Origin of the sequence: Exiguobacterium sp. A1_3_1 (assembly GCF_048985645.1) — a bacterium.
GTDB lineage: Bacteria > Bacillota > Bacilli > Exiguobacteriales > Exiguobacteriaceae > Exiguobacterium_A > Exiguobacterium_A indicum.
Genome location: NZ_WBYY01000011.1, coordinates 1 through 25,744, shown reverse-complemented (window position 1 = coordinate 25,744; position 25,744 = coordinate 1). Strand labels below are relative to the sequence as shown.

General features: G+C 36.3%; 23 protein-coding genes and 2 pseudogenes. 18 read left to right on the top strand and 7 right to left on the bottom strand.

Features of this window, described 5'->3' with window-relative positions; genetic code table 11:
• Positions 1-226: 226 nt before the first annotated feature.
• Together F8N00_RS02470 and F8N00_RS02465 are read left to right on the top strand one after the other, a co-directional pair.
• On the top strand, positions 227-757 hold the full coding sequence (locus F8N00_RS02470) for a DUF5067 domain-containing protein (protein WP_421017729.1): 531 nt from the start codon (positions 227-229) through the stop codon (positions 755-757).
• Between the two features lie 49 nt (positions 758-806).
• On the top strand, positions 807-992 hold the full coding sequence (locus F8N00_RS02465) for a hypothetical protein (RefSeq protein WP_421017728.1): 186 nt from the start codon (positions 807-809) through the stop codon (positions 990-992).
• Between the two features lie 118 nt (positions 993-1,110).
• Here F8N00_RS02465 and F8N00_RS02460 read toward each other — a convergent pair whose 3' ends face one another.
• Entirely contained in the window at positions 1,111-1,578 is a 468-nt protein-coding gene (locus F8N00_RS02460; RefSeq protein WP_421017727.1) for a hypothetical protein, read from the bottom strand.
• Between the two features lie 1,158 nt (positions 1,579-2,736).
• On the opposite strand from F8N00_RS02460, the gene F8N00_RS02455 reads away from it, so the two are divergent.
• Positions 2,737-3,171: an RrF2 family transcriptional regulator gene (locus tag F8N00_RS02455; RefSeq protein WP_421017726.1), complete on the top strand. Its 435-nt coding sequence runs from the start codon at positions 2,737-2,739 to the stop codon at positions 3,169-3,171.
• 321 nt (positions 3,172-3,492) lie between these two features.
• Here F8N00_RS02455 and F8N00_RS02450 read toward each other — a convergent pair whose 3' ends face one another.
• Positions 3,493-3,930 carry an RrF2 family transcriptional regulator gene (locus F8N00_RS02450; RefSeq protein ID WP_421017725.1) on the bottom strand — a complete coding sequence of 146 codons (438 nt, stop codon included), beginning with the start codon at positions 3,928-3,930 and terminating at the stop codon, positions 3,493-3,495.
• A gap of 364 nt (positions 3,931-4,294) precedes the next feature.
• Here F8N00_RS02450 and F8N00_RS02445 point away from each other — a divergent pair, with 364 nt between their 5' ends.
• From F8N00_RS02445 to F8N00_RS02420, 6 genes are all read left to right on the top strand, one after another.
• A complete protein-coding gene (locus F8N00_RS02445; RefSeq protein ID WP_421017724.1) occupies positions 4,295-5,965 on the top strand; it encodes a DUF6044 family protein in 1,671 nt (556 codons plus the stop codon).
• Between the two features lie 24 nt (positions 5,966-5,989).
• Positions 5,990-6,946, top strand: coding sequence for a glycosyltransferase family 2 protein (locus tag F8N00_RS02440; protein ID WP_421017723.1), 957 nt, complete (start codon positions 5,990-5,992; stop codon positions 6,944-6,946).
• Positions 6,943-7,320, top strand: coding sequence for a GtrA family protein (locus F8N00_RS02435; protein ID WP_421017722.1), 378 nt, complete (start codon positions 6,943-6,945; stop codon positions 7,318-7,320). The genes F8N00_RS02440 and F8N00_RS02435 overlap by 4 nt, the downstream gene beginning before the upstream one ends.
• Positions 7,321-7,599: 279 nt before the next feature.
• Positions 7,600-8,031: an RrF2 family transcriptional regulator gene (locus F8N00_RS02430; RefSeq protein WP_421017721.1), complete on the top strand. Its 432-nt coding sequence runs from the start codon at positions 7,600-7,602 to the stop codon at positions 8,029-8,031.
• A 446-nt stretch (positions 8,032-8,477) separates the two neighbouring features.
• Entirely contained in the window at positions 8,478-9,731 is a 1,254-nt protein-coding gene (locus tag F8N00_RS02425; RefSeq protein ID WP_421017720.1) for an MDR family MFS transporter, read from the top strand.
• 259 nt (positions 9,732-9,990) lie between these two features.
• On the top strand, positions 9,991-11,283 hold the full coding sequence (locus tag F8N00_RS02420; protein WP_421017719.1) for a protoglobin domain-containing protein: 1,293 nt from the start codon (positions 9,991-9,993) through the stop codon (positions 11,281-11,283).
• Between the two features lie 403 nt (positions 11,284-11,686).
• Here F8N00_RS02420 and F8N00_RS02415 read toward each other — a convergent pair whose 3' ends face one another.
• Positions 11,687-12,790: a CDP-glycerol glycerophosphotransferase family protein gene (locus F8N00_RS02415; RefSeq protein WP_421017718.1), complete on the bottom strand. Its 1,104-nt coding sequence runs from the start codon at positions 12,788-12,790 to the stop codon at positions 11,687-11,689.
• A gap of 76 nt (positions 12,791-12,866) precedes the next feature.
• Here F8N00_RS02415 and F8N00_RS02410 point away from each other — a divergent pair.
• The 3 genes and pseudogenes from F8N00_RS02410 to F8N00_RS02400 form a co-directional block, all read left to right on the top strand.
• Positions 12,867-13,517: pseudogene (locus F8N00_RS02410) on the top strand (beta-ketoacyl-[acyl-carrier-protein] synthase family protein); the annotation flags it as partial.
• A gap of 471 nt (positions 13,518-13,988) precedes the next feature.
• Positions 13,989-14,306, top strand: a complete 318-nt coding sequence (locus F8N00_RS02405) for a putative quinol monooxygenase (protein ID WP_421017717.1) — start codon at positions 13,989-13,991, stop codon at positions 14,304-14,306.
• A gap of 1,121 nt (positions 14,307-15,427) precedes the next feature.
• Complete coding sequence (locus F8N00_RS02400; RefSeq protein ID WP_421017716.1) at positions 15,428-16,996, top strand: sensor domain-containing diguanylate cyclase; 1,569 nt, start codon at positions 15,428-15,430, stop codon at positions 16,994-16,996.
• 140 nt (positions 16,997-17,136) lie between these two features.
• On the opposite strand, the gene F8N00_RS02395 is transcribed toward F8N00_RS02400, so the two are convergent.
• Positions 17,137-17,931 carry an HAD-IIB family hydrolase gene (locus F8N00_RS02395; RefSeq protein WP_421017715.1) on the bottom strand — a complete coding sequence of 265 codons (795 nt, stop codon included), beginning with the start codon at positions 17,929-17,931 and terminating at the stop codon, positions 17,137-17,139.
• A 432-nt stretch (positions 17,932-18,363) separates the two neighbouring features.
• On the opposite strand from F8N00_RS02395, the gene F8N00_RS02390 reads away from it, so the two are divergent.
• A complete protein-coding gene (locus F8N00_RS02390) occupies positions 18,364-18,909 on the top strand; it encodes a hypothetical protein (RefSeq protein ID WP_421017714.1) in 546 nt (181 codons plus the stop codon).
• Between the two features lie 268 nt (positions 18,910-19,177).
• Here F8N00_RS02390 and F8N00_RS02385 read toward each other — a convergent pair whose 3' ends face one another.
• The gene (locus F8N00_RS02385) at positions 19,178-19,663 is read right to left on the bottom strand and encodes a LysR family transcriptional regulator substrate-binding protein (protein ID WP_421017713.1); all 486 of its coding nucleotides are present in this window, start codon (positions 19,661-19,663) and stop codon (positions 19,178-19,180) included.
• Here F8N00_RS02385 and F8N00_RS02380 point away from each other — a divergent pair.
• Positions 19,598-20,272, top strand: coding sequence for a hypothetical protein (locus tag F8N00_RS02380; RefSeq protein ID WP_421017735.1), 675 nt, complete (start codon positions 19,598-19,600; stop codon positions 20,270-20,272). The two genes, F8N00_RS02385 and F8N00_RS02380, sit on opposite strands and share 66 nt — an antisense overlap.
• A gap of 729 nt (positions 20,273-21,001) precedes the next feature.
• On the opposite strand, the gene F8N00_RS02375 is transcribed toward F8N00_RS02380, so the two are convergent.
• Positions 21,002-21,619: a hypothetical protein gene (locus F8N00_RS02375; protein ID WP_421017712.1), complete on the bottom strand. Its 618-nt coding sequence runs from the start codon at positions 21,617-21,619 to the stop codon at positions 21,002-21,004.
• A gap of 1,172 nt (positions 21,620-22,791) precedes the next feature.
• On the opposite strand from F8N00_RS02375, the gene F8N00_RS02370 reads away from it, so the two are divergent.
• From F8N00_RS02370 to F8N00_RS02355, 4 genes and pseudogenes are all read left to right on the top strand, one after another.
• Complete coding sequence (locus F8N00_RS02370) at positions 22,792-23,535, top strand: amidohydrolase family protein (protein WP_421017711.1); 744 nt, start codon at positions 22,792-22,794, stop codon at positions 23,533-23,535.
• 44 nt (positions 23,536-23,579) lie between these two features.
• Positions 23,580-24,029, top strand: a pseudogene (locus F8N00_RS02365) (GNAT family N-acetyltransferase); the annotation flags it as partial.
• Positions 24,030-24,373: 344 nt separating this feature from the next.
• On the top strand, positions 24,374-24,559 hold the full coding sequence (locus F8N00_RS02360) for a hypothetical protein (RefSeq protein ID WP_421017710.1): 186 nt from the start codon (positions 24,374-24,376) through the stop codon (positions 24,557-24,559).
• Positions 24,560-24,562: 3 nt separating this feature from the next.
• Complete coding sequence (locus F8N00_RS02355) at positions 24,563-24,853, top strand: type II toxin-antitoxin system RelE family toxin (protein WP_421017709.1); 291 nt, start codon at positions 24,563-24,565, stop codon at positions 24,851-24,853.
• A 405-nt stretch (positions 24,854-25,258) separates the two neighbouring features.
• Here the strand turns inward: F8N00_RS02355 and F8N00_RS02350 are convergent.
• Positions 25,259-25,744: diguanylate cyclase domain-containing protein (locus F8N00_RS02350; RefSeq protein ID WP_421017708.1), on the bottom strand; the 486-nt coding region annotated here is incomplete at its 5' end.

The window sequence follows — 25,744 nt, the reverse complement described above, 5'->3', positions numbered from 1 at the left end:
TATAAGGTTCTCTTCAATTATCGGCTATTTCTAAATTATATATAGTAGTTCTTAAGAAGTATTATGTCGGATTCAATTAATGTAGCAAAAGGTACAATGGTTTGATTATTTTATGTCAAAAAGATAGTATGAAGTGTAATGAGAAAAAGAAAACGCTTTTTTGTACTACAGTAAAAACAAGAGTGAGAAGTTATGTACATAAATAAAAAAGCGAAAGAGTGAGGGTATGCTACTGGTCAGACCAATAACGTTGTTTATTCTTGTAGTAGCCTTTTGTGTAAGTCTTACGCAATCAGAAAGCTATAAAAGTAGAGCTGAAAAATTAATAAGGATGCAAAAACTTTCCCATCAGAATCAGAACGAATTTTTTGATGGCAGGCGTTATACGAGTGATCGTTTTAGTATTTACATTAAAACGATTGAAACGATCCCACCTAACCCTGTTGAGAACAATACTATGCCGTTGCTACTAATCAAGTTCAAGTTTAAGAATCATAGTATAGAAAGGAAAAATGAAATGATTTCTTGGTTAGAGAGTTTTCAAGTAAAACAAGGGGGGAAGGCTTTAGATATTGCGGATATTTCTACTAGTGTAAAAACATCTTCGAAACGACTTCTCAAATTTGAGACTTATGATCGAAATAATGGGATAGTTGCCTATAAATTACGAAATCGGAGAGACAATGTAATTTTAACAGCTTATCAGTTAAATTCATCAAAAGAGATAAGTGCAAGAACTATACACTTGATAAAATAGTAAAGGCTTAAACTGTTTTTATAATCAGTATTTAATGGAGGTTACTTAAATGGAAAACAAAAGTTGTAGATCATGTGGAAGTACTAATTTTAAAGAAGCATCAGACTATTTTCCACTAAAACCATCTAAAGGATCGCTTCAAGGTGCCCAGAAAGTATTCTCATTTTGTATCGACTGTGGGATCGTAGATTCTATTCGTATTGAGAATACAGAAATCTTTGATAATAAAGATTAAATACTTAACCAACTTAAAGAGAACGTCCGTTATGGACGTTCTTTTTTTATGATAAAAGTTTACTTAGTGAGATAGATCGTAATAAAAAATTCTTATAAATAGAGAAAGAAATAAAAGTCTATTTTCTTAAATGATAATGTAAATGGATATCTAACCATTTTAACCAGTCACGTGCATTTAACCACCCAAGTTCATCATGATAAATTTTTTTTGAAGCATCTACATTTTGAAGGTGTGTTCTAAGATGATCGATACGCGCAACTAGCTGCTTTGCGTTCTTTAGGAGAATAGGGTAATCCAGGTTACTTTCTGATTTTATATCAAAATCGTCTTTAAACTTTACATGTACCCATGGAACTTCCCCGTATAAAAACACCAAATTCCCAAACCTTGTTCTTTCCTGGATGGATGAAGAAGGTATAGTCTGGCATTGTTCTGCGCAATCAAGGAATTCATTACTTTTAAGGATGAGATGGTTATATAGTTGTCGATGAGACCAGTTCTCTGTTGCTAAATCATTTTTATAGTAGTGCTTTTCATATTCTTCTAATTCGCTCAATAAAGGATGCACCGGTATAGAAATCATATTATTAACCTCATATCTTTATAGAATATAACATATAAAAATTATACATGTTTTTAAATAATGAATAGATGTACCTGAAGATTACTATAAGCTTTTTGTGAATGATAAAGTCTAGTGTTAGCAAAAATTATGAAAAATGAGTTTAAATTTTTTTTACTTTAATGTGTAATATATTTTTAAAAGAAAGAAATTTCGATTCAAGATTTGATTTAATAAGATGTACCTCATGTCGGGAAGAGTCAACTTTTTCGATATAAGCATCAAAATTTAAAATACGACAAGAGTCAATGGCCGCTATAGAGACAATGTCTCCATTAAAAGCTGCTCTTTCTACAAGGAGTCCAATTTCAGATACATTTCTATCATTATTAATAACAGAAAAATAATTTAACCTCTTTTTTTTGTTAGCAAAAAATAAAAATACTTTTTCTCATCGTTAAAATTCTCATGAGTCATAAAACCATTCCCTTAATATTTTTTGATGTAATAGATTTTAAAATGATAATCATTCTTTTATACTTCAAAACATCTTACTAATAAATTTTGCATATTTATTTTAAGGAAAAGTTCGAAAAAATTATAAGGTAGTTGTTCTTATCTAATTATACCCATACATGTAAAAAATATAGCTTTTTCCTTCAAAAATTTATACGGCATTTATGAAAAGTATATCCAAAAATTCAATGGAGTGATTTTAACTATTTCAAATAAAAACTCGTATAACTTCTTTTTAGTTTATTTGGCGTTAAATAAAAAAGTAATAAGTTTGGTAAGGAACGTTATGATTCCTTGGCATGAATGTAAGTAGTGATTACATTAATAGTTTTAAAGATGAATTAAACGATAGAATCATTGAAGTCTCATTTATCACAACGTTGGATCTGATAAATAAATAAGAACGCATTTGTCCGATGAAGTTATGAAAGATTTAATTTTTAACATATACACTATAAAACGTATTGCCATAAGCAAGTAATCTATAGGATAAAGAGAATTATTGATTGATGGTTAAAGACTTTTCTATAAGTAAAATTGTATGGAAAATTTAAAAGAGTAAAAGGGATTTTAACCTTTAAAAATGGAATTAATAGCAGGAAATTGTAATCAAATGTCCAAATACTTTAGATGAATGATAAAAAAAGAAGTGGAGGGACGACTATGCGACTAACCGCAGCGATAAAGTATGCAATCACTGCAGTTCTTTACGTAGGTTTGAAGTCCAGAGAGGAACACATTAGTCCATCGAAATACATTAAGATTAAAGAAATCAGTAGACAATGCGGCATTACTCACAACCATTTAATCAAAGTCATTCACAGATTAGGGAAATCCGATATAATAATTACAATGCGCGGTAAAAGTGGAGGGGTTATGTTGGGTAAAGAGCTCTTTGACATCTCAATTGCAGATGTTATAAGAGTTTTCTACGATGAGACTACTCTTAAGATTAATGAGACGTTCTATAATGACGTTTTATTTACCCTTCAAGTTCCATTGGTGGACGCACAAAGGTCGTATCTAAAGACACTTGATCAGGTTTCTTTCGAAAGCTTAGTGAAAGAGTTGGATGATCATCTTAAAATGTCTTATTAAATGCTTATAGTTGTAAGTAATTTCTTAATCCCTTGGTTAAACAATAGGAGTCTATTTTATTAACGCTTATTTTAGATCTATGTTTTAAAAGATGATGGATTTAGAGAAAAGGAGTTCTTATTCTAACGTTAAACGTTTAGAAAAGGACTCCTTTTTATTACGACCATTAGTGCGGTCCATAATTCATTTAAGTCTCCTTCACTGCAATTAATCCATACTCTAAAATATGAACTATTTTGAGTAGCGTTACATTATTTCTGCGAAACCACTTCTCGAAGTGGCGATATGCTTTTTTGATTCATATAACCACTTTAGTTTCAGTCAGTCATCAGGAGGAAATATTAAAAAATGAATAGGCTTCTGATCAAGCCTGATTAAGTCTTCTAATGTCACTTGATCAAGCTGATATAAAAATGCATCAAGTGCTTGATCAAAAATTGTTTCACCCTCGCGATTAATTTGAAATAAAGAAGGTAAGGGTGTATCGAAGTTTCCAGCTAGATCGAGAGGTTCTAACTCTCGGACAAGCTGACCAATAGTGATTTGGTTAACACTACGAATCAAACGAATACCTCCAAGAGGACCACGCCTAGTTTCTATATATTCAAGTTTAGAAAGATACTGCATTACCTTACGTAAGTGATTCGTTGAAACATTATAATGTGTTGCAAGATCCTCTATCTTTTTAAAATCTTGTTGGTAAACTCCTAAATACAGTAATATTTGGATGGCATGTTGTGTAAATTGTGTGAGTTTCATTTGTCTCTCCCCCTGAGTATGCGACCGTTTTATGATATCACTATTTTTTTTATGAGAAAATTATATTTCAACATAATAGCCGTTTTTTGAATAACTAATTATTGAATTTGCTAATAAATAAAATAAAAAAGAAACTAAATAAAAAGAGACTATCTTATTTTAATATAGGGTAACGATAAAAATAAGATATTAGGAATTAAGCACCAAAAATGACATTAAAAAGAGGGGCGACTATTAAAAACATTTTTATAATAAGAAGATTAGTTCTGTTGTTAAGAAGTGACATAGAGAATAGCTCGATAGGCAAGTTATAAAAGCCAAGACTGAAATAGGTATCTCTTAAAGTAAAAGAAGGAGAGAGACGATGAGAGAGAGAACTCGCATTTTGATAGGGATGCTATTAACTTGTCTTTACATATCCCCGATGGTTTTACTTGGAGAGCAGGCACATGTCCGGATTCATGATAACCTAGACTCAAATATTGTGTGGTATAAAACATTGGTCGACACGAATAGTATTTACACGAGCCTGCAAGCGAATGTGCCAGACTTATTAAGTGGTGTCGTCTCGAGAAATGCTTTTGTTAGTGAATTTACGGGTATCATTTGGCTGTATCAAGCGTTTTCACCGTTTACAGCATATGTGATCAGTCAAGGAATAGTGCGAATCTTTGCTTTCTTAGGGATGTATTTGTTACTACGTGATTATGCCAAAGGGAATATTCCTAAATCATATGCGTTGTGGGTAGCGGTTCTATTTTCTTGGACACCATTCTGGCCCTCGGGTATGCTGAGTACTCTTGGGATGCCGCTTTTATTGTGGGCTTATTGGAATATTTGGAACGAACGAAAGATAAAAACGAGTGCGCTCATATTGCTATTGGTTTCGTTCTATTCGAGCTTTGTGTTAGGAATCGTCTTCTTTTTAGCAGTGCTTGCCATTTATCATGCATTGAAGGAGATACGAGCACATAGCTTCCATACCCGATTTTGGATCGCCTATTGTCTCCAGATTCTCTTATACTTACTAATTGAATACCGGTTGGTCTTTTCGATGTTGTGGGAGGAAGAACCTACTAGTCGAAATGACTTCGAGACAGGGAACAACGGGTTTTGGGCAAGTATTCGGTTAATTTTTAAAAATCTAGTGTTTGGTCATACTCATGATCGTGCGGTTCAATCGCCTGTCATCCTACTGACGCTCTTAATCGTTGGATTTTTAGTATTTCGTCAGAAAGATCATGCAGCAAGACGAATTCGAGCTTTAATGTGGTTTGTTTTTGGTTTATCACTTTGGTATGCGTTCTGGTTCTATGAGGGGTGGAACCCGTTAAAACAACATGTTTCTCTCATCAGAACTTTTAATTTCTCACGATTCCACTTTCTTCAACCGATGTTGTGGTATGCATTGTTTTACCTGATGCTTGATTGGTTGTGGAGACTAGCTAAGCGAAAATGGGTGATTTGTTTGCTAGTCGCACAAACCCTTGTCTTGTTCCTATGGAATCCTGAGTTCCTCTATCGTCATCATCCATCCTATAAAGCATTTTATGCGTCTTCTCAGTTCTCTGACATCAAACGTTTCATCAACCAACCTACAACAGACTACCAGGTCGCCTCTATCGGGATGCATCCTGCGATCGCTCAATACAATGGAATGAAGACCGTAGATGGTTATGTGAACTTTTATCCACTTAGTTATAAAACATCCTTTCGAAAGGTGATTGCTGGAGAACTAGATAAAAGCGATGTATTGCAGCGTTATTTTGATACATGGGGAAATCGAGTCTATGTGTTTTCGTCTGAGCTCGGTAAAGAGTATGAATACACGAAGGAGCATCAAGTTCCGATTCAAAATTTGTCCATCAATACAGCACAGTTGAAGCAAATAGGTGCGACATATCTTTTGTCTGCCGTATCGATAAAAAATGCTGTAGCCATTGGATTGAAGTATGAAAAAACGTTTCAAGATCCGCAGTCTGCTTGGAAGATTCGGTTATACCGTATTCAAGAGACTATAGAGACAAGGAAATAATTCCGTTCGAGGAGGAGTAATGGTATGACAATGATGACGACCCCTACGCTAGGCGTAATTATTCCATGCTATAACGAAACAGAAGTAATAAGAATGACGATTCATACGATGCACCGTTTTTTAACAGTATGGCGAGAGCGACACCTTATTTCTGACGATTCTTTTGTCTTATTTGTAGATGATGGGAGTAAGGATGATACCTGGTCACAAATCGAAGATATACATGCGAAAGATGGCCGGTTTAAGGGATTAAAATTAGCCCACAACGTAGGACATCAAAATGCTTTGTTCGCAGGTCTTGTCGAAGGACACGTCCATGCAGATTGTGTGGTGTCAATGGACGCGGATCTTCAAGATGATGTAAAAGTAATCGAACAATTTTTGAGTGAATTTTCCAGAGGGAATGATATTGTGTATGGCGTACGAGAAGATCGTCAATCCGATAGCTGGTTCAAGCGGTCGACTGCTCAAGGATTTTATCGCTTTATCGACTGGTTGGGTGTTGAGACTATTTTCAATCATGCAGACTATCGTTTGATGAGTAGACGAGCCGTCGAAACGCTTTGTGCACACCCTGAACGCAATCTCTTTTTGCGGGGAATGGTGCCATCGCTTGGTTTCCAAACAGCAGAAGTGACCTATACACGTCAGGCACGTCCAGCAGGCGAATCAAAATATCCCTTACGCAAGATGATGGCACTCGCCTGGGACGGAGTGACCTCGTTTAGTGTCCGTCCGATTAAGTTGTTATTTTTGGTTTCGCTATTCATGCTTGTCGTCTCAATTGGTTTTGTCGGTTATGCCCTTTATCGCAGGTATGAAGGAGAAGCGATGGATGGGTGGACGTCTTTGATGATGTCGATTTGGTTCATAGGGGGGCTTCAATTACTTGGCATCGGACTGATAGGAGAGTACATTGGTAAAATCTATAAGGAAGTCAAACGGCGTCCACGTTATGTCGTCGAGAAAAAAAGAGAATGATGACCTTCTTTCGTTTCTTACTAGTAGGTGTCCTCAATACATTAGTTGGTCTAACAGTGACTCTGATTTGTTTTCATCTTTTTCAGACCGGTTATTGGGGAGCAACAGCCATTGGGAATGCATGCGGTGTTTGGGTCAGCTATATGTTGAATCGTCGTTTCACCTTTCGTCAAGAAACAGGAGGGTGGTCCTATTGGATACGCTTTTTGTTTGTCGTTTCTATCAGCTATCTTATTGCCTATCGTTTTAGTTTGTCTGTAGTTAATTATATCTTGCCTCATCTACAAGAGACGGGAGCGATTCTGATTGGGATGATTATCTATACGGGGTTAAATTATCTTGGACAGTCTTACTGGGTTTTTCGCAAAAGATGATATTAAAAGACAAGCTATCTAAAAAGATGGCTTGTTTTTTTGAATTCAAGTCTTTATCACGAAAGCAAAATAAAGGTTAAAAACTTAATGAATGTATTTGTAATATTGTTACGATCATTCAAATTCCTTCTTAAAATTAAGATATTTAAGTTTGAATAGATATTTTACATATTCTATAATAAAAAAGTTGTAAAACTATATCTAATTAAAAACAATGATTTTTTTTAGAAGTACCAACATATATGATTCAATATAAATGAAAGAAGGAGCCTGATAGTAATGAGAATCAATGTATCGACTGATTATGCGATTCGTACACTGCTGTTTGCCGGAGCACATCCGTCACGATTGGTAACGGTGAAAGAGGTAGCAGAACTTCAACTCATCTCAGAAAATCATCTGATGAAAATTGTTTGGATATTAAGTAAGTTAGGTTTTCTTCATACCGTTCGTGGAAGAGGTGGTGGGTTTAAATTAGCGAAACCAGCCACTCTTATTAAAGTTGGCGAAGTCGTTTTACAATTTGAGAAGATGATGCATTCAACGGACGCAGAACAAAGCTATATGGGTGGATATGCCATACCTTACGTAATGGATAAAGCATATTCCTTATTCATCGACTCACTTCAATCCTCTACATTAGAGGATTTGCTTAGGATCGAGTCGCAAAAGAATGATGAAGTTGAGGTATTTGAAACCTTTAGCTCATAGACTTAAATTCAAATAGAAGTCATATAGACGAATCTCTTTTTCTATTTGTACTAGATACTTTCTTCTAAGAGAAGGATTAGAGATTGCTGTTTCACTTAGTTGGTTCATTGCCTTTTCTGATCGATAAAGTAAAGAATCCAGGAGTTTAAATAATAAAGAAACAGTCCCTATCAGGTAAAGATAGGGACTGTTTCTTTATTATTTAATTATATAGTAAAAAATCTAAAATGTTTAAGAGACAAGAAAAAACAAAGAAGCAAAAATTAATTAAAAAACAAACATACGTTCGTTTTAAGGCACAATTCAAATAACAGTTCCTCTACTTAATTTTCATAATATTAGTATAATCCATATCAAAAGATAAGTCTATATTTTGATAATTATCTTCTCTATAGTAAAGCTACAAAAGGAAGATGCTAATCCTTCCCTAAATGAGAGGAGTTACTATGAACAAAATTATTTGGAATTCTAATGTGAAAGTCAGACTAATAGGAGAAGGACTATTTAATCTGTTGTTTTGGATGTACTTTCCTTTTCTGACGGTCTATTTTGGTCAAAGACTTGGCTTACAAACTGCTGGATTAATAATGGCACTGCCGCCCTTACTCAGTATCGTCGGAAGTTTAATGGGAGGAAGCTTTGCGGATACGTTAGGAAGACGACCTGTCATGCTGATCGGAACATTTATGCAAATGAGCATGTTTATTTTATTCGCAGTGTCATCTTCTCCTTGGATTGATTACGTTGCATTTATTGGAATAGGGATAGGGGCAGCATTTTATCGTCCAGCTAGTTCAGCGATGGTAGCGGATACGGTTCCAAAGGATGAATTGCGACAAGTGTACGCGACATTTATGACCGTGAACAATATTGGTGCTGTTTTAGGACCTGTTATCGGAGCAGTCTTCTTTTTTCAATATCGACAACTATTGTTGTGGACCTGTGCAATTGTTCTCTTGCTATACTTCATTCTGATTTATTTCATCGTTAATGAAACCCTACCTGTCCGATCCAAACAAAAAGATGTTACGACGCCACTTAAATACGCGTTTCAGTCCCGGTGGTCCGGCTATCAGCTTATACTAAAAGATCGTATTTTTCTGCTATACGTGATTGCCGGAATATTTTCACTCTTCCCAGTGATGCAACTTGATCTTTATTTACCGGTTTATGTAGTAGAGAATGTGCCGAAACAACCTCTCATACCGCACTTGATGGACTCCTATCAGCTCACAAGTCAATCCATTTTTGGATGGTTGGTAGGCTTCAATGGTCTTTTATTTGTTGTTTTAATTCTTCCAGTGACAAATCGACTTAAACATTGGACGGAAAAACGCCTCTTCATCATTTCAACATTACTTGCAGGAGGAGGTACATTTTTAATTGTCTGGAATAGCAGCATTTGGTTCCTCTTTGGCTGTACGCTCATCTTTACGTTAGGGGAGATCATGCGTACGCCTGTCACGCAAAGTTTTATTGGTCATTATGCTCCTGAGGAGGCTAGAGGCCAGTATCTAGCTGCTGATAGTCTTCAAAACACACTCGGCAAGTCTTTGGCTCCTCTCGCTATCTATATGTCTGGATGGATTGAGCCGCTCGGTATCTTCACTATTATTCTCCTTTTTTCTCTCGTCGGTGTATGTTTATATCTGCAATTATTTAGACTGTATTCTCCCGTCCAACATCAAGTTGAAAAATAAGTGGACCTTCTTTACCCGTAGATGAGGCGAAAGGATCAAGGGACGTTTATCTAAAAGATTTTGTTCAATTGTTAAAATAAGACGAAGCTTTGACGGAATAAGAGATCATGTAACTATGGCATGATTCCCCTATCAACGATGAAATGGTTTTATCTAATCCTAAAGAAAAGCACATCATTCTGCATATTCCCATTCAAATTCCAATTGGTTACGACGATATAAAAGGCGAGGTCTAACTGGGAATGAAGGGGAGAAATAAATGAAATGGTTTAAAAAAGCAGACGTAGTAAACTTTGAGGCGTTGATAGAAGCAGAGGCAACGCATGCTGTTCTGAGAGTACCGAACTCTTTAGATGAGCAGTTGCACCTGATTGATCTAAGCATGTTAGATTTACAAGTGGCACGTGTCATTCGTACGGATGTAGCTCAGTGGATGCCTAGTATGGTCGATGCGTTCTACGAGGAACTGATTCGTATTCCTTCTTTACGTCGCCTGATTGAGCATCATTCGACTCTCGAACGATTGAAAGGGACGCTCTCTCGACATATTCTTCAAATGTTTGAAGGGGAAGTGACGATGGATTATATAGAAGCTCGTCGTCGAATTGCTGACCGGCATGTACAAATTGGTCTCCAAACCAAATGGTATGTTGCTGCCTTCCAAAAAGTATGGAACGTGCTGAGTGATAAAATTGAGGATAGTGACTGGCCAGAAGCCGAGCGAGTTCGCATTATGCGTTCGGCGAGTAAACTGTTCAATCTAGAACAGCAAATCGTTATGACGATGTATGAAGGACAGGTCGAAGAAGAGCGACAAGCAATTGAATTAGCGAAGCGTCAAGTCGGCGAGGGCGTTCAAAGATCGATTGAGGGATTGGCGGCGATGAGTGAAGAATCCTCAGCAAATTTCCAAGAAATCGAACAGCATGCGAAGCGTGTCTCTATGTCGACCGACACGATTTCAGCTCGTTTGACAAAAGCAGTTGTGGAGGCAGAGGATGGAGTGGCACTTGTCGAAGAAAAAACGCATCATTTTCAAGGTGTTGTTCATGATTTGACTCAAACGACCGAACAGGTGGCAGAACTATCTCGACTCTCCGAAGAAATCGAACGAATTGCCGGGATGGTGACGACGATTTCTGACCAAACGAATCTACTCAGCTTGAACGCTTCAATTGAAGCTGTGCGAGCAGGGGAGATGGGAAGAGGATTCACTGTCGTCGCTCAAGAAGTACGGAAGTTGGCAGAAGAAAGTAAGCAGTCAGCAGCAGAAACATCTCGTATCGCACAGGAAATTACACAAAAGATGCTTGTCGTATCAAAACGAATGGGGCAAACAGAAAGTGCAGTCGTTCAGACGACGACTGAAATGCAAGAAATCGTCCATGTTTTCTCTAGAATTTCCGAACAGACAGAAGTCGTCTCACGGCAAGTACGTGAGTTGTCGTCAGATACGAGTGACGTCGCAGGAACAATCGAGGGGATGCGTCACATTGCCGATTCGATTGCCGAAACAGCTGATAATTTGCAAGAAGTCGCAGCATCGATCTAAAATAACCTCCCCTTTTTCATAAAATAAGGGTGAAATTCTGAACTATCATGAGAGGATTTTTTTCAAAAGGATGATCCATCTCTAACTTTCAGTTTATTTCTAATAGAGTATACATTTCGACGTCGAAATGTATACTCTATTTTTTATCATCATTCAAATAAAGCGAAGGGTACGAATCTCTTAAAATTAGTGTAAGAAAAAATGCTCCTGAATAGTGTCATTGTATATTTGATCACTAATCAGGGGTTTGTTTTATATCTGACAGATTCTCGAAAATAAAAATCCTGTTGAAAGATTTTTTGAAAAAGGTGTTTACCACTCTCATTACCAATGATTAAACAGAATAACTGCCGTCCGCTTGTTCAGTAGAATCGAGCGTCTGAGGTCGTTCCTGCGAATTCTTTTAAAAATAATTATGGACGATGCGGGATGCTGCCATACCATCTTCCATCGCGCAATATGTTTCTCGGAAGACATCGAGTTGATCCTGATATTTATTCGTTATCTTCGAAATATCAGACAAGGCGTCGAGAAATGCTTCTTCCGTTTCTAAGATTGGTCCTGGTAGCTCAGTGTAATAATCCAAATAAAATCCACGTAGCGTATCCCGGTACAAATTTAAATCATACGCATAAAACATCATCGGTCGATTCATATTGGCAAAGTCGAAGAAAACAGATGAGTAATCCGTAATAAGGAGATCCGTAACTAAATAAAGCTCCTGGATGTCGGGATAATGTGTTACATCAATGAATTGCTCACGATGGTGTGCAGGGATGGCTGGTTTTTTCGTGACGAGTACATGGGTCCGGATCAAGAAGATGTATTCATCGCCTATTGCTTCTGCGACACGGTCAAAATCGAATGGATAGTCGAAATAGAATTTTCCATTACTGAGAGCTTGATGATCGCGGAAGGTAGGTGCATATAGAATGACCTTCCTATCCTCCGGGAGTTGGAGTTGCGTCCGAATCCGTTCAATCACTTGCTCCTTGTCACTAGAGAAGAATAAGTCGTTTCGTGGATAACCGGACTCAATGATCGGTCCCTTAAACCGGAATGCACTTCTGAAAATACTTGTCGCATAAGGACTTGGTGACAATAGAACACTCCATTGGTGAATCGCGTTCGTTACACGATCTACATAACCTTCATCCCGCCCATGAATCTCTTCTAAGTCAAATAGCATCTTCTTAAGTGGTGTACCGTGCCATGTTTGAATAAACGTCGTCTCTTTGCGTCGTGTCATATAATGAGGGAAGTTCTGATTGTTGACCCAAAACTTAGCTGTTGCCAAGTAGTAGAAGTAGACTGGTGACAACCGCTTTACAACCGTCACTTCCGGATCACTGAGATAAAGCTTCTTATTACAAATCCAGACAACTTTATAGCCGAGTGCCTGTTTTCGTATTTCTTCATAAATATAACGTGGGCTGTCAGCATATTGTTTACCGAGACCACTCTCAAAGACGACCAATTTAGGGTCGATTGGCAAGAAGCGATGCATTAAGCGATACCCTATCTTCATCGTCGGGAAGTAGAATCGACTACGACGGTAAACTTTGAAAAGGATATTTGCGGCTTCATTAGCAAGCTTCGGAAATGCAACAGCATTGTCTACAAAAAACGAATCACCTGCAAAAGCGAGCCGCCCGTTTGACGCGACACGTGATGGCTTCGTAATGTCGGAGGGTGCAGGCATCTTGATACTAGAATCGTTATCACACGCGAAGCAATGAGGAGCGTCCATCTATGCGGAAGTCGTCGGATACGGGGCAAGTTCAGATGCCTATCATATAGTGGCGACCCATCCAGAGGGTCAGGGAGCATATCTCGCTATGAAGCGTGCCATTCAACATGCAGGGATCGAGACAAATGACATCGACGTGATCAGTGCTCATGCGACAAGTACGATTGTCGGTGATCAGTCTGAGACACGTGCAATTAAAAAATTGTTTGAGGAACATGCGAACACACTTCCGGTGACGGCGAACAAATCAATGTTGGGTCACATGTTTGGTGCTGCCGGGGGAGCGGAAGCGATTGCACTCGCAAAATGTTTACAGAAAGGAATCATTCCACCGACGATTAATCTTGAAGTCAAAGATCCCATGTGCGATCTGGATTATGTGGTAGAAGCGTCTCGCTCAATGGAGATGCAGTATGGATTATCCAACTCGTTCGGATTCGGTGGTCATAACGCAGCAATCGTCTTGAAGAAATATACGGAATAAGAAATAGACGTTAGGGTTAGACAATAGGAGTCACTAAGCAAATACTAACTGAAAGTAGCGTGTAAACATTTCGACGTCGAAATGTTTACACGTATTGCTTTTTTTGAACAGTTAGAGGTAGTATGTGTTGATAAAAAAGAATTCACGAACATGCAGTTATCATGAGAGGCATTTTTTATGATGCGTGATTCTCTTCAGATCGGTCTTATCTTATGTACTAATGTTTGGAAGTTTTTCATAAATTTCAGCGGTAGACGAAAAGAAGTGAGAGAAATTATTTTTTCTGTGAATACAGAAGGAGTTTGAAGATAGTTTGAGAATAAGAAGTTTAACTAAACTCTTAATTTGATCAATCTTTTTTAATAAATGATAAACCATGATGTAAAGAAAAAAGGTAAGAATTAAAAGACTGATACAAGTATGTGAAATTCAAAAGTAAAATAATATCTCGAATTCAAAAGGAGGGTATGTATGTCCAAGTATTGCTTATTCACTAAGTTCTTTATATCAGAAAATAAAAGAGAAGAAATGATTGATATCCTTCTAAATGCCTCTCAATCAATGGAAAAATTAGAGGAATGTGAAATTTATGTTGTAAGTGTTTCTGATGAGGAAGAAAATGTAGTTTATGTATACGAAGTATGGCTGAATGAAACATCCCATAAAGCGTCTTTAAATCTAGAAGTTACTCAAACTCTGATACAAAAGGCAAAGCCTATTCTTACAAATGTAGCGAGAATAAACACGTTGCAAACAAAAGGTGGGAAAGGTCTTCTAGTAAATAAATGATCTTTCGATAGTGAACAATGAAAAGTGGGACAAAAATCCTTACAATCGTATGATTGTTTTTTATGTAAAAAGTAAAGTGTAAGGATGCAGTACGTGTTAAGAAATTTAATGTGATGGCTGAATAAAACTAAAAACTTAACTCTGTATCAATTAAATGAACGACAGAACAAAGATATTAAATTAAATGCAAAACAATAACGTGTTCTGAGTCCTAATATTGGAACAGTTTAATAAAACCATTTTGATCGATTAAAGCTTTCCTGAAGATGACTTCCGTTTTGTATCGGAGTCATCTTTTATAGTTCCCATTTTTTATCTTTAACATGTATAGCAATTAATTCAACAATGATCCTATAAAATCGATGATTCCTGTAATAAGTAGAAACGATAAATTTAAGACAAGAGTAATTAATATACCGATAACAGCTTTGTTATCATTTGAAGAACTAATTTTCAACATTAATAGGATGGAGCAAAAAGTGAGTAAGAAACTAAAGAATACACAAAAATGCATGACATGGATAGACGAAAAGGTTGCAATGAAAAGGACGAATTCATAGTTAAAAAATGAATTATAAATAAATAAAAATAAAAGAATAGTAAGAAGGTATATGCTCCATCTTAAGTGTTTCATAGTTCCTCCATTCTAAGAAGATAGTCAAAAAAGATATCTCCAATAAGTAAAAAGAGTTCTAATTTTCATATGAATATATACTTTAATGATCGAAACGATAATAATGATGACATTGAAATGGAAGTCACAGCAATAATATTAGAATTTACTATAGTAAAGTAAAAGACAGGAGATAGAGTACGTAATCCAATGCGGTTTTGGTAGGGGATGAGATCATTGCTTAAATGGTTTTTATAAAACGATTTATATGATCGCTCCTCCATTATCAGAAAGAGTATTCAAAGTATTTTCTTTATTTTACTAGAAAATATGTAAACAGAGTAGAGTGTATTATGGGACATTTTTATTGTAGGTATTTTTTGTGTACATTTTGTACGTTTAATATTAATAAAAGTATCCGAAACCTCTTCTAGTTGGAGTAATCATTCTTTCTTTTGGTATAATTTGTATAACATCAAGGTTATGAAAAAGGAAGGATTTACAACGAATGAAGCCACCGCTCAAGTTTATGATCATTACTGTAACAATGGTAACTATGATTGTAGTATTAATTGCTATTTTTGCTACGAGTTACTACATTAATCGACAAACACTAAAGGAGAATACGATAAACGAAAACTATTCGAATGCTAAGAAGTTAAGCGCTCTAACTAATGATACATTTCTATTGATGCAGCAAACGTTACTTGCACATCATGAAACTATCTTATCCAATTGGGATAATCCAAAAAAATTGAGCGAACTTGCACAAACTTTGAAAAAGTCTAATTCTAATTTTAACTCGATTGCAATCATCGATGAAAATGGTATCGGAAAAGCCAATACTCCTGACTTGAAGCTAATGGGAACTAAGGTAGATACGAAAGGTGTACGACTAGGATTGCGATTGAAACGAAACTTTACTTCGAGTCCTTATATCGGGAAAAATCAGAAACTGATGTTAATCGTTTCGACAGCACTTTACAAGGATGGAAAATATTACGGTATGCTCAATGGGTTAGTCTGGTTGCGCGAAAAAAATTTTTTGACTCATCTTCTTGAGGAAACCTACGGCAACTATAAATATGACGTAGCCGTTTACGACTCGACCGGTACCTATATCTACCATAAGAATCGCAATTGGATCGGGACAAATGCACGTAAAAACCAAGCGACTATCAATCTTGATAAAGGAAGACCTGGTAAAGGAACGATGGTGGATCAGACAGGAGAACAAGTATTTGCTGGATATACAACAGTTCCTCAAAATGATTGGAGAATCATTTCGATGACACCTGTCTCGAAAGCGCTAGCTCCTGCCCAACTGACAGCAATCAAAGCAGCCACTATCGGGTTTCCATTGATTTTAATTTCATTTCTTATTTTGATGGGATTGATTATCTTTATTACAAAACCGTTGAATCGTCTCTCACTGCTTGATTATAAAAAACCGATTGATGAAGTCATTCAAGAAACGAGAGATTTCAAATCCCCATATCAAGAAGTTGAAAACATTCGTACTATGATTCTTTCATTTGCAGAAAACCAACAGGTCATATTGCGCGATTTTGAAGAAATGGCAGTAACGGATCCAATGACGGGACTTGCAAATCGACGACGATTGAATCAATTGATTCAAATGATACGGGATAATGAAGAATCTTTTGGATATGTATTGCTTGATATTGATCGGTTCAAAAGCATCAACGATACGTATGGACATTTGAAGGGAGACCAAGTGTTGGTCAAACTCGCTGAAGTGATTTCCTTCGCTACTCCTCATTCGGGGCTACCTATTCGAATTGGAGGAGAAGAGTTCGCGATAATTCTTCAAGAAACGTCACCTGATGAAATCATTGCTTTCTCTGAACATCTCCGTCATACCGTAGAACAGACAGACTTCTCACTACCACAACGGATAACGATTTCGATTGGAGCAGGTTACTTAGATTCAGACTCCTATGATGTCTCGCCTTTCTATAACGAGGTGGATCAGCAATTATATAAAGCGAAGAAAAAAGGACGAAACCGGGTAGAAACTGTTTTTATCGTAAAAGGGAAAAAGTACATTTCATGAGAATTCAAGGTTATTTTATTTTTGACGAAAAAACCATTTGTTCTCTCATGGAAAAATTGAATCTTAAGAAGATGTTCAAAGTAGGATTGTCTACATTTTATGTAGACAATCCTACTTTTTTAAAATTTAATGATAAAAAATTAGTTAAGAACCTCGACCTTAGCAGTAAGTTCAGATGCATAATGGCGACTTAATTTACTGATTTGTCCTATTAGTAAAATCTCTAATTCAGGAGTGTACTTCACAACATCATCAGCATATAAGCGGAGCGATTTATGTGCACCAATCATGACGGCATATTGTGCGCCTTTAAACAGTTCAATGTCATTGGCATCGTTCCCAAAAGCGATGTACCCTTCATGCTCAATTCCAAGTGCTTGTAAAGCAGAGCGTTTATTGATACTGGAAGGGCTGATATCTAAAATTCCTTCAGACGTATGATGATGTATGGTGACATCAATCTGTTGGAGTGAATGTTCTAAACCCTTTAAAGATTTGGCATTTAATACGAGTATTTTAAAAACGTGTTCATGAATCTCGAAGGGGACATTTTGTGCTGTGTTGAGAGAATCGACATTTTTTAAAAAGGGATGATTTTGAGGACCGTTATACGTATAATTCCAGTCACCATCGATTAAGTATGTAGCTTTTTGCTTTTTAAGTAGCTTCATAATCTGTGAAAAGTCATAATGATTAAAAGAATTCGATTGAATGATTATTTGTTCCGATACCACCAATGCTCCGTTCCCACCAATTAAAATATGATCATGAAATAAAGGATGAATGACAGACAACATATCACGGATGGGTCGTGCAGATGCAAAGATGACACGGTGACCATCTTTTTCCACTGCATTAAGTGCTTTTACGATTTGTTCAGACATCCGTTCTCCTTCGAAACAAATTGTGCCGTCTAAATCAAAAACAAAATTCACTAAAGCTGCCCCCAATACATTTTTTCTTTAATCATAACAAATTTTTACAATAACCACTTCTGAGAAATAAAATTTTATGATATGCATAACATATGTTTGTTCATTTACGCATAATCTATTGAAAACTGATGTACCGGTTAAAATCTATTTTCACTCAATATTATTAAAGCTTAGTTTTTTCACAAACATATGGTGTGTTTATGAAGGTCACTATATTGAATCCATCTACAGTATAGAGAAAAAAGAAGTATTAAAGAATCCTTCCAAACAGACTTTATGAATGATTTAATACTCGAGCGGTTAATCAGATACATTTATTTGATGTTGCTTCGCAAATCCCTATTAAAAAAATACTTTTAAATGAATATATGCTATAAAGATTTATATGTATAACATACTAGTTTTTTAAAAATTTAGAAGGTACAAATAGTGATGCATAAGAAATTAATAATTGCTGTTTTAATGGGATGCGCTCTTCTTTCAGCTTGTAGCGATCAAGATAAATACCAGACTAAACCTGAACATGAAAAAATTGATCTAACTATTGCTGTAGTGGGAGAGTTTCCTAAAGTAAGTGCCAGACCTGAAATCAAAAAAATAAAACTAAGTGATATAAAAGGTGACTTGAAACAGTACGATGCGATTTTTATAGTGAAGAAGTATTTACAAGCTACTTCTAAAAAGGAATATGCTGTAGTTTATAAAAAATCTGAAGTACCTTTTTTCTTCATAGGTAGTAAAAAATCATATGAACCATTTATTAACCCAAATATTTCATATAACGATGAAATTGAGACCGGTAGCAATAGTTACATCACTGGCGTTTACTACAGTAAAGATAAAGAAGAAAAGAATTGGGAGTATGGCGTACATAACCCAAAACCGAATCAACAAGAAAAAGAAAATATTTTTGAGGAAATTTATAAAGACATCCGTACATTGGATCAACCAGTTTCTGATGGGACATTTAGCTCCTAAGGTTTCTTTACAGTTGTAAAGAAACCTTAGGAAGGAAAAAGGTGTTCACGCTTAACAAGTGAAGCTTTAATCATGTTGTAAGCAAAATTCTTTTCTTAAAACTCGTATACATATAAATATTAGTTGTAATCATGCCATTATTTTGAATAGGACGAATAAACTAAAAAGAGGTTGTATATGTTTCGACATCGAAATGTATACAGCCTCTTTTTAAGGTATATTATAGAAGTAGAATTAGACAAATATAGATACACGACAAATGACAACTTTAATTATTGTTGCTAAAATGTTCTTTCGCGATTTTGACGAATTCTTTAGCGAGTGGCATTATCTTGTCTGAAGATTTGACAATTAACCCGAGATGTCTGACCACAGGAGGATGTAAGGGTAACAAATGAACATGACTCTCTCTTTTAGAAACTAATAAGTTTAGCATGATACTAATACCTAATTTCCCTTTCACCATAGACAGTACGGTTTCATTCTCCTTACTATTGTAAGAGATACTTAATGAGAGACCGGCTTTACGACATTCATCCTCGATAAAGACTTCACATCCAGATTGCAACATGATAAATGATTCCCCTTCGAATTCAGCTATCGTAACAGGACTTTTTTCTGTAAAAGGATGTCCCGCATATACGACAGCAGATAGAGGATCTTTCAGTAATGCTATGCTCTCGAAGCCATTCGAGATTTTGGACGTGCAACGGAGATAGCTATACGTGCAGGGTTTGATGGTGTGGAAATTCATGGAGCCAACGGATATCTAATTCAACAATTTTTTTCGGGATATTCCAATCTTCGAACAGATATATGGGGAGAAACATTAGAAAAATGGATGTCCTTTCCATTAGCTGTTATTGAAGAAGTGAAACGAGCCCGAAATCAATATGCGAATCATAATTTTATTATTGGATATCGCTTTTCACCAGAAGAACCGGAAGAGGATGGCTTGAATATGGAGGAAACGATTGCCTTTGTAGATCAATTGTCTAATCAAGGATTATCTTACTTACATCTTTCAGTCAAAAAAGTTTGGTCGATGCCTCGAAGTGGTTCAAATCAATCAAAAACAAGATCAGAGATTTTTCGTGATGTGATTGCAGGTAGAACAAGTTTTCTGTCACTTGGTTCCATATACACACCGGATGACGCTTTGGACGTACTAGAACAAGGAATACCTTTATTCGGATTAGGAAGAGAGGCTTTGATGGAGCCGGATTGGGTTCAAAAACTAAAAACTGCGAGGGAAGACGAAATTCAAACGACTTTGTCTCATGATCGTCAACAATTTCTCTCTATCCCAGATGAGATGTGGAAAAATATTCTTACGAGAGCTAGTTTGCACGTAAAAGAATAAAATTAGAATACTTTATATTTCAATAGCTTCAATACTTGACTCGAAACGATTATCGTATGAAAAAATCCAGAGATAAAAAAAAAGATACTTCTGCAACCTAAAAAAGAGGCATTATTCGAGACGCACAATTTAGACTTTAACAACGATAGTTGGTTCGATTTTTGACACACTTTTTTTGATTTTTAAGTACGCGCTAATAAAAATACCTTTATCTTTTTACGTTACTATGAGATGGCTTCGGTGTTGTATGGAGTCGTCTTTTGTCATTTCCATAATTTCATGTATCAAGTTATCTTTTACATATGAGAGAGGGCGTTTGAAGAGATTCAATTCGAAGATATACTCAGAATTTATCGATTTTCCAATTTGATCAAACACATAGTAGCGTTACTCAAGCACCATAGGGGCGCTATAAGATGTATGTTCCTGTCACTCCGACGGCAAACGCGGAGTGTAAGCATACACATTACCGACTAGGTTGGTGCTGTAGAACATCGCTTCTCGGGATCCTACAGTACCTAGGCATAGACTCCTCTTCAAGAGATCCTTTAGGCAACGAGTGTCTGCATTCAGTGTCAAATCAGCAAAAACCAAATTCAATCAATGATAATGAATTCGATTAAACTAAGTCCTAGAAAAGGTTGTTCAATATGCTGTGTAACAGTTAAACACCCTCTCATTTCAATTATAAATGAGAGGGTGTTTATAATATAAATCATTATTACATTATTAGCTGACTACCCCTGTTGCACTACAATAAAATTCTACCGGAATATTGTGAGTTGAACTAACACCATTTTGAGTGTACTTCCCTCCGACAGTAATATCGTAGGTTCTTCCTCCATCAATCAAAGTAGGAGTATATCCTGTCTGACTCCATACTCCTTTATCCGTTGAATCTGCAGATTTTACCCAGTTAACATCAGAGAAGAATTGTCGACCTGCTGACTCTCGAAGTACTGTATCGAATGATCCTGTAATTTTGATACTGACTGAAGTACCTTTAGCGTTAATCGTTTTAGATTTTGCTTTAGTAACAGCAGCTTTTGCTGCAACATTGTAAGAAGGCTCAAACGTCAATCCGACTCGATCTTCAGCAATTCGCTTGAAGCGCGTAGGAGAAACCCAATCAGCTTTTTTAAAATCTTTCTTTGCTACCAATTCAAGATCTGCCTCTGGATGCTCTTTGTTGACTGTATCAATTATGACTGAATACTGTTTGTAATACTTATTTTTTTGATTTTGAGACAGTGAATTTTCCTTACTTTCTGCTGATACACCGTTGACTAATGAGACCGTCAATGCAGCACCTAATGCCGTTGACAATAATGCATTTTTTACTTTCATTTTGTTCTCCCTTTCTTTTTTCAGAATATTTAATGCATTACAAAAATAGCATGATGTTGAATTTTTTTCTATACTTTTACAATTCGTTTTTCTTATCTTTACCGCATTATTTTTTAATAGTTAATTACTTACATTGAATTCATTGTTTGAATAAAAAGAAAAGTATTATAGAGGTAAAAAATATTAAAATATGAATTTGTGATATTCAATTAACTTTTAGTGAGAACGTAATTTCCACTTTATTATTAATTTCTCTCCATCTATATGTTCAGTCGTACATGTAAAAACTACTCATGAATGATCTACATATCTATTTTTACTCAAATGAAAGTAATACTACGCATCACTATTGAATTGATTTTTCGCACGCATCGAACATGCGATTTTATTTTTTTAGTTATTCTTTTTCCCTGAATGAAGTTTAAAAATAAAGGTATAAGACTTTGCAGTCCATCAAGAAGTGGTGCCCTCCTTCATTTAACAAGATGCCGAGTCGGACTTGATTGAATTGGTCTATCGCTTGACTTTAGAAGCTTTAGAGACCGGATATACTTATGATTTAAACGAGTATTTACCGAAGCCGGATGGGTTGTTATCAAATTACGACTTCGCTACCTCATTCGTTAGACTTGAGTAAAGACATATTGAGCATTATCAAACAGAACATCGTGCTCTCGATCTTGGTCAAAGTCGTTGCGATGACGCTCGTCTTTCTGGGATGATTGACACCCTGGATGGCGGTCCTTAGTGATACAGGAGCTGCAATGATAATGCTCTACGCTTACTTCGAAAACGTCATCTATGAGTAGCTGTTTGAATACATGATGTTAGACACCTTACTTCCGTGGATATAGCGGAAGTAAGGTGTTTTTCGTGTTCTAACAGAAGATTGTGAATGATAGTCGTCTCGTTCGATGCTATCGGTTTAATGATCATATTTACTTTTCTATATGTCTTATGATGTGTTTGAATAGAAAGCTATCGGATTCATGATTTAGTTGAAGATAATATCGTTCAGTACGTTAACTATTTTTTTATGAAAACGTCATTCTAATTGGAATAAAATAAATTCTGCTATAAGTTTTAGTTATGAATTATACAGAAAATTTCAAACTTCACTTTATCGAGTTTTCTTTCTATACTTGGTCCTTACAGAAAAAGGAGGAAAAACCATGCGCTTTTTTGATTCACATCTACATATCATAGACCCACGCTTTCCATTAGTACCGAATCAAGGGTACATGCCGGATCCATTCACCTGCAACGATTACTTACAACGAACTGAGGAGTTTGAAGTTTTAGGTGGAGCAATCGTCTCAGGTTCTTTTCAAGCCTTAGATCAGTCTTACCTAATTGATGCGTTAAAAACATTAGGAAAAAATTTTGTTGGTGTAACTCAAATTCCTTATGATACGTCGGATCAAAAGATAAAAGCATTAAATGAAGCAGGTGTCCGCGGATTGCGATTCAATGTAAATCGAGGGGGATCAGAAGATTTGGCACAGCTCGATTATTTTTCAAGAAGAGTACATGATTTAGTCGGTTGGCATACAGAACTATATATCAACTCAACTGATTTGCAGGAAATTAAAGAGACAGTCATTGAACTTCCAGCTGTTTCGATTGATCACCTCGGATTATCCCAGCAAGGATTTTCGACTCTTTTATCGCTAGTAGATAAAGGGGTTAAAGTGAAGGCAACAGGATTCGGCCGAATCGATTTTGATCCGATAAGCGCGATTCAACAAATTCACGCTATCAATCCTCATGCTTTAATGTTTGGTACCGACTTACCATCAACTCGAGCAAAATCTTCTTTTCAGAACTCAGACGTCTCAATCATATCTCAAGCATTGAACGAAGAGGAGGTCACGAAGGTTCTCTATAAAAATGCTTTGGAGTGGTACATGAGATGATTTAAAAGGATACACATAAAAACTAACAATAAGGGAGTGAGGAAATGGAGTTAAATGTTACATTCCGAGAGGCTACCATTGATGATTTGAATAATATTGTTAAGATGTTAGCTGATGACGAACTAGGAAAAGAAAGAGAACACTGTAGTGTTCCTCTTCTGGATGTCTATATAAAGTCATTTCAAGCAATTTCAAATGATCCGAACAATGAGTTGATCGTTGCTTATATAGGGGATGAGGTAGTAGGAGTGCAACAAATTACTTTTATACCTTACTTAACGCATCAAGGCGGTTGGAGAGCTACGGTCGAAGGCGTTCGAGTTGCTTCTTCAGTACGAGGGAGAGGCATCGGGACATTGCTTATAAAGCAGGCAATTGATCGGGCAAAAGAACGAGGATGTCATTTAATACAATTGACAACAAATAAGAAAAGGAAAGAGGCGCTTCGTTTTTATGAGCGTTTAGGATTTACAGCAACGCATGAAGGGTTAAAACAATGTATTCAAGAAGCTAAGATCATAATTTTTTTCAGTTCCTCATTGCACTGCCGTCCTACCGAAACGATAACGAGAGTTGCGACTGGTCTCTCTACGTCCTATTCTTTGACACAGAGGAAACGATGCATTGGATAGGATGTATAAAAATTTGATTAGAATTTTAGAGTTAATAACTTTAGAAAGTGTATCATGAAGAAAATAGGTAAAAAGGAGGGCATGATGATAGAAATGCGAATACTTGATATTCCAACCACTTTCATATTTGATGTGAAACGTTTCAAAGGGCAGATCATGAAGCAGCTGGTGTTTATGTCCTTAATCGTGAAGAGGTTGCGGATGTCATGCTGACGCAACAGCAATACGAATCACTCAATAAAGAAATTGAAGAATTGTACAGTCGATTAGATGATTTGACTGTTGAGATGCGGCTATCTAATAAAAATGTCCGCACCTATACCGATTCAGAAGTCTGTGGAGAACGAGAAACTCACCCTGCGACTATTGATGAAATGGATGGGTGGGGTTGATCATTGTATCAACTTGAGTGGACGCAGTATTCGAAAGAAGATTACTATAAACTGGATGGTCGTCAAAAGATATTTGTAGACAAAGTATTGAACCGCATTATTTCTCTAGGGATGGCGGCAGGACAGCCACTCAGTGGAAACTTATTGTATTGTAATAATTTTAAAAATAGAAAAACGAGATTACGTGTTGTTTTTAGAGAAATCGACGGTAAACTCCAGATCATTCAGATTGTAGCGATGGGTAAACGAGATAAAAATGAAATGTATAAAACGGCTGAACAACGTTTGGACTGATGATTGTGAAAAAAGATCAACATACGGTTACTTCTTAAAGTAGCTATTTGTTGATCTTTTTGTCGTACGTACTGTAATCAGAAGTGGATTATTTAAGTATTCCTAAGCATTGAAATGCCCGTAATGGATTCATCCACTACGGGCAAAAAGGTGTGGACGGTAATTTATAGATTTAGGTTTTATAATCTAGGTGTTTTGATTGTCTCTTTCTACGTTAGTAAAAACAATAATCGACTTACCAGACTTATGTGAAAGGTATGAAACTGCACACAATGTTCTCCTCGACACACGTCACTAGCTCTAATCTGATCGTGAGAGTGGATACTCACGTGAAGGAGTAACGATTATTTTCTGTTCTTTGCGATAGAGAGAGAACCATTGTGAAAAATAGTTAACTAAAATAGGTCATATGGGCATATGTTGTAGATCGTTATAAAACACATAACTACCAGATTTAATATTTTTTGCTTGATACATCGCAAGATCCGCATGTTTTAACATCTCCAGCATGTTGGAGGCATCAGTCGGATAGCATGAGATACCGATGCTTGGTGGACAAGAAATCGTGTAATGATCAATCTGGTAAGGTGTCTGTAGCGTTTTTAACAACTGATCTGCTACGAGATGGAGTTGTTCGTAAGACCTAACATTTCTCAGAAGTAATGTGAATTCATCGCCTCCTTGGCGTGCCATCATGTCGAATTGATCTTCAAACAATGTTAAACGTGTGGCGACAGCTTGGAGTAATTCATCGCCAACATCGTGTCCAAACGTATCATTGACCGTTTTAAACTGATTTAAATCCATAAAGAACAGAGCGACATGCGATGAATTCCTTTCAATCAGTAAAGAAAGACGCTCTTCAAAGGCAAAACGATTGAATAATCCGGT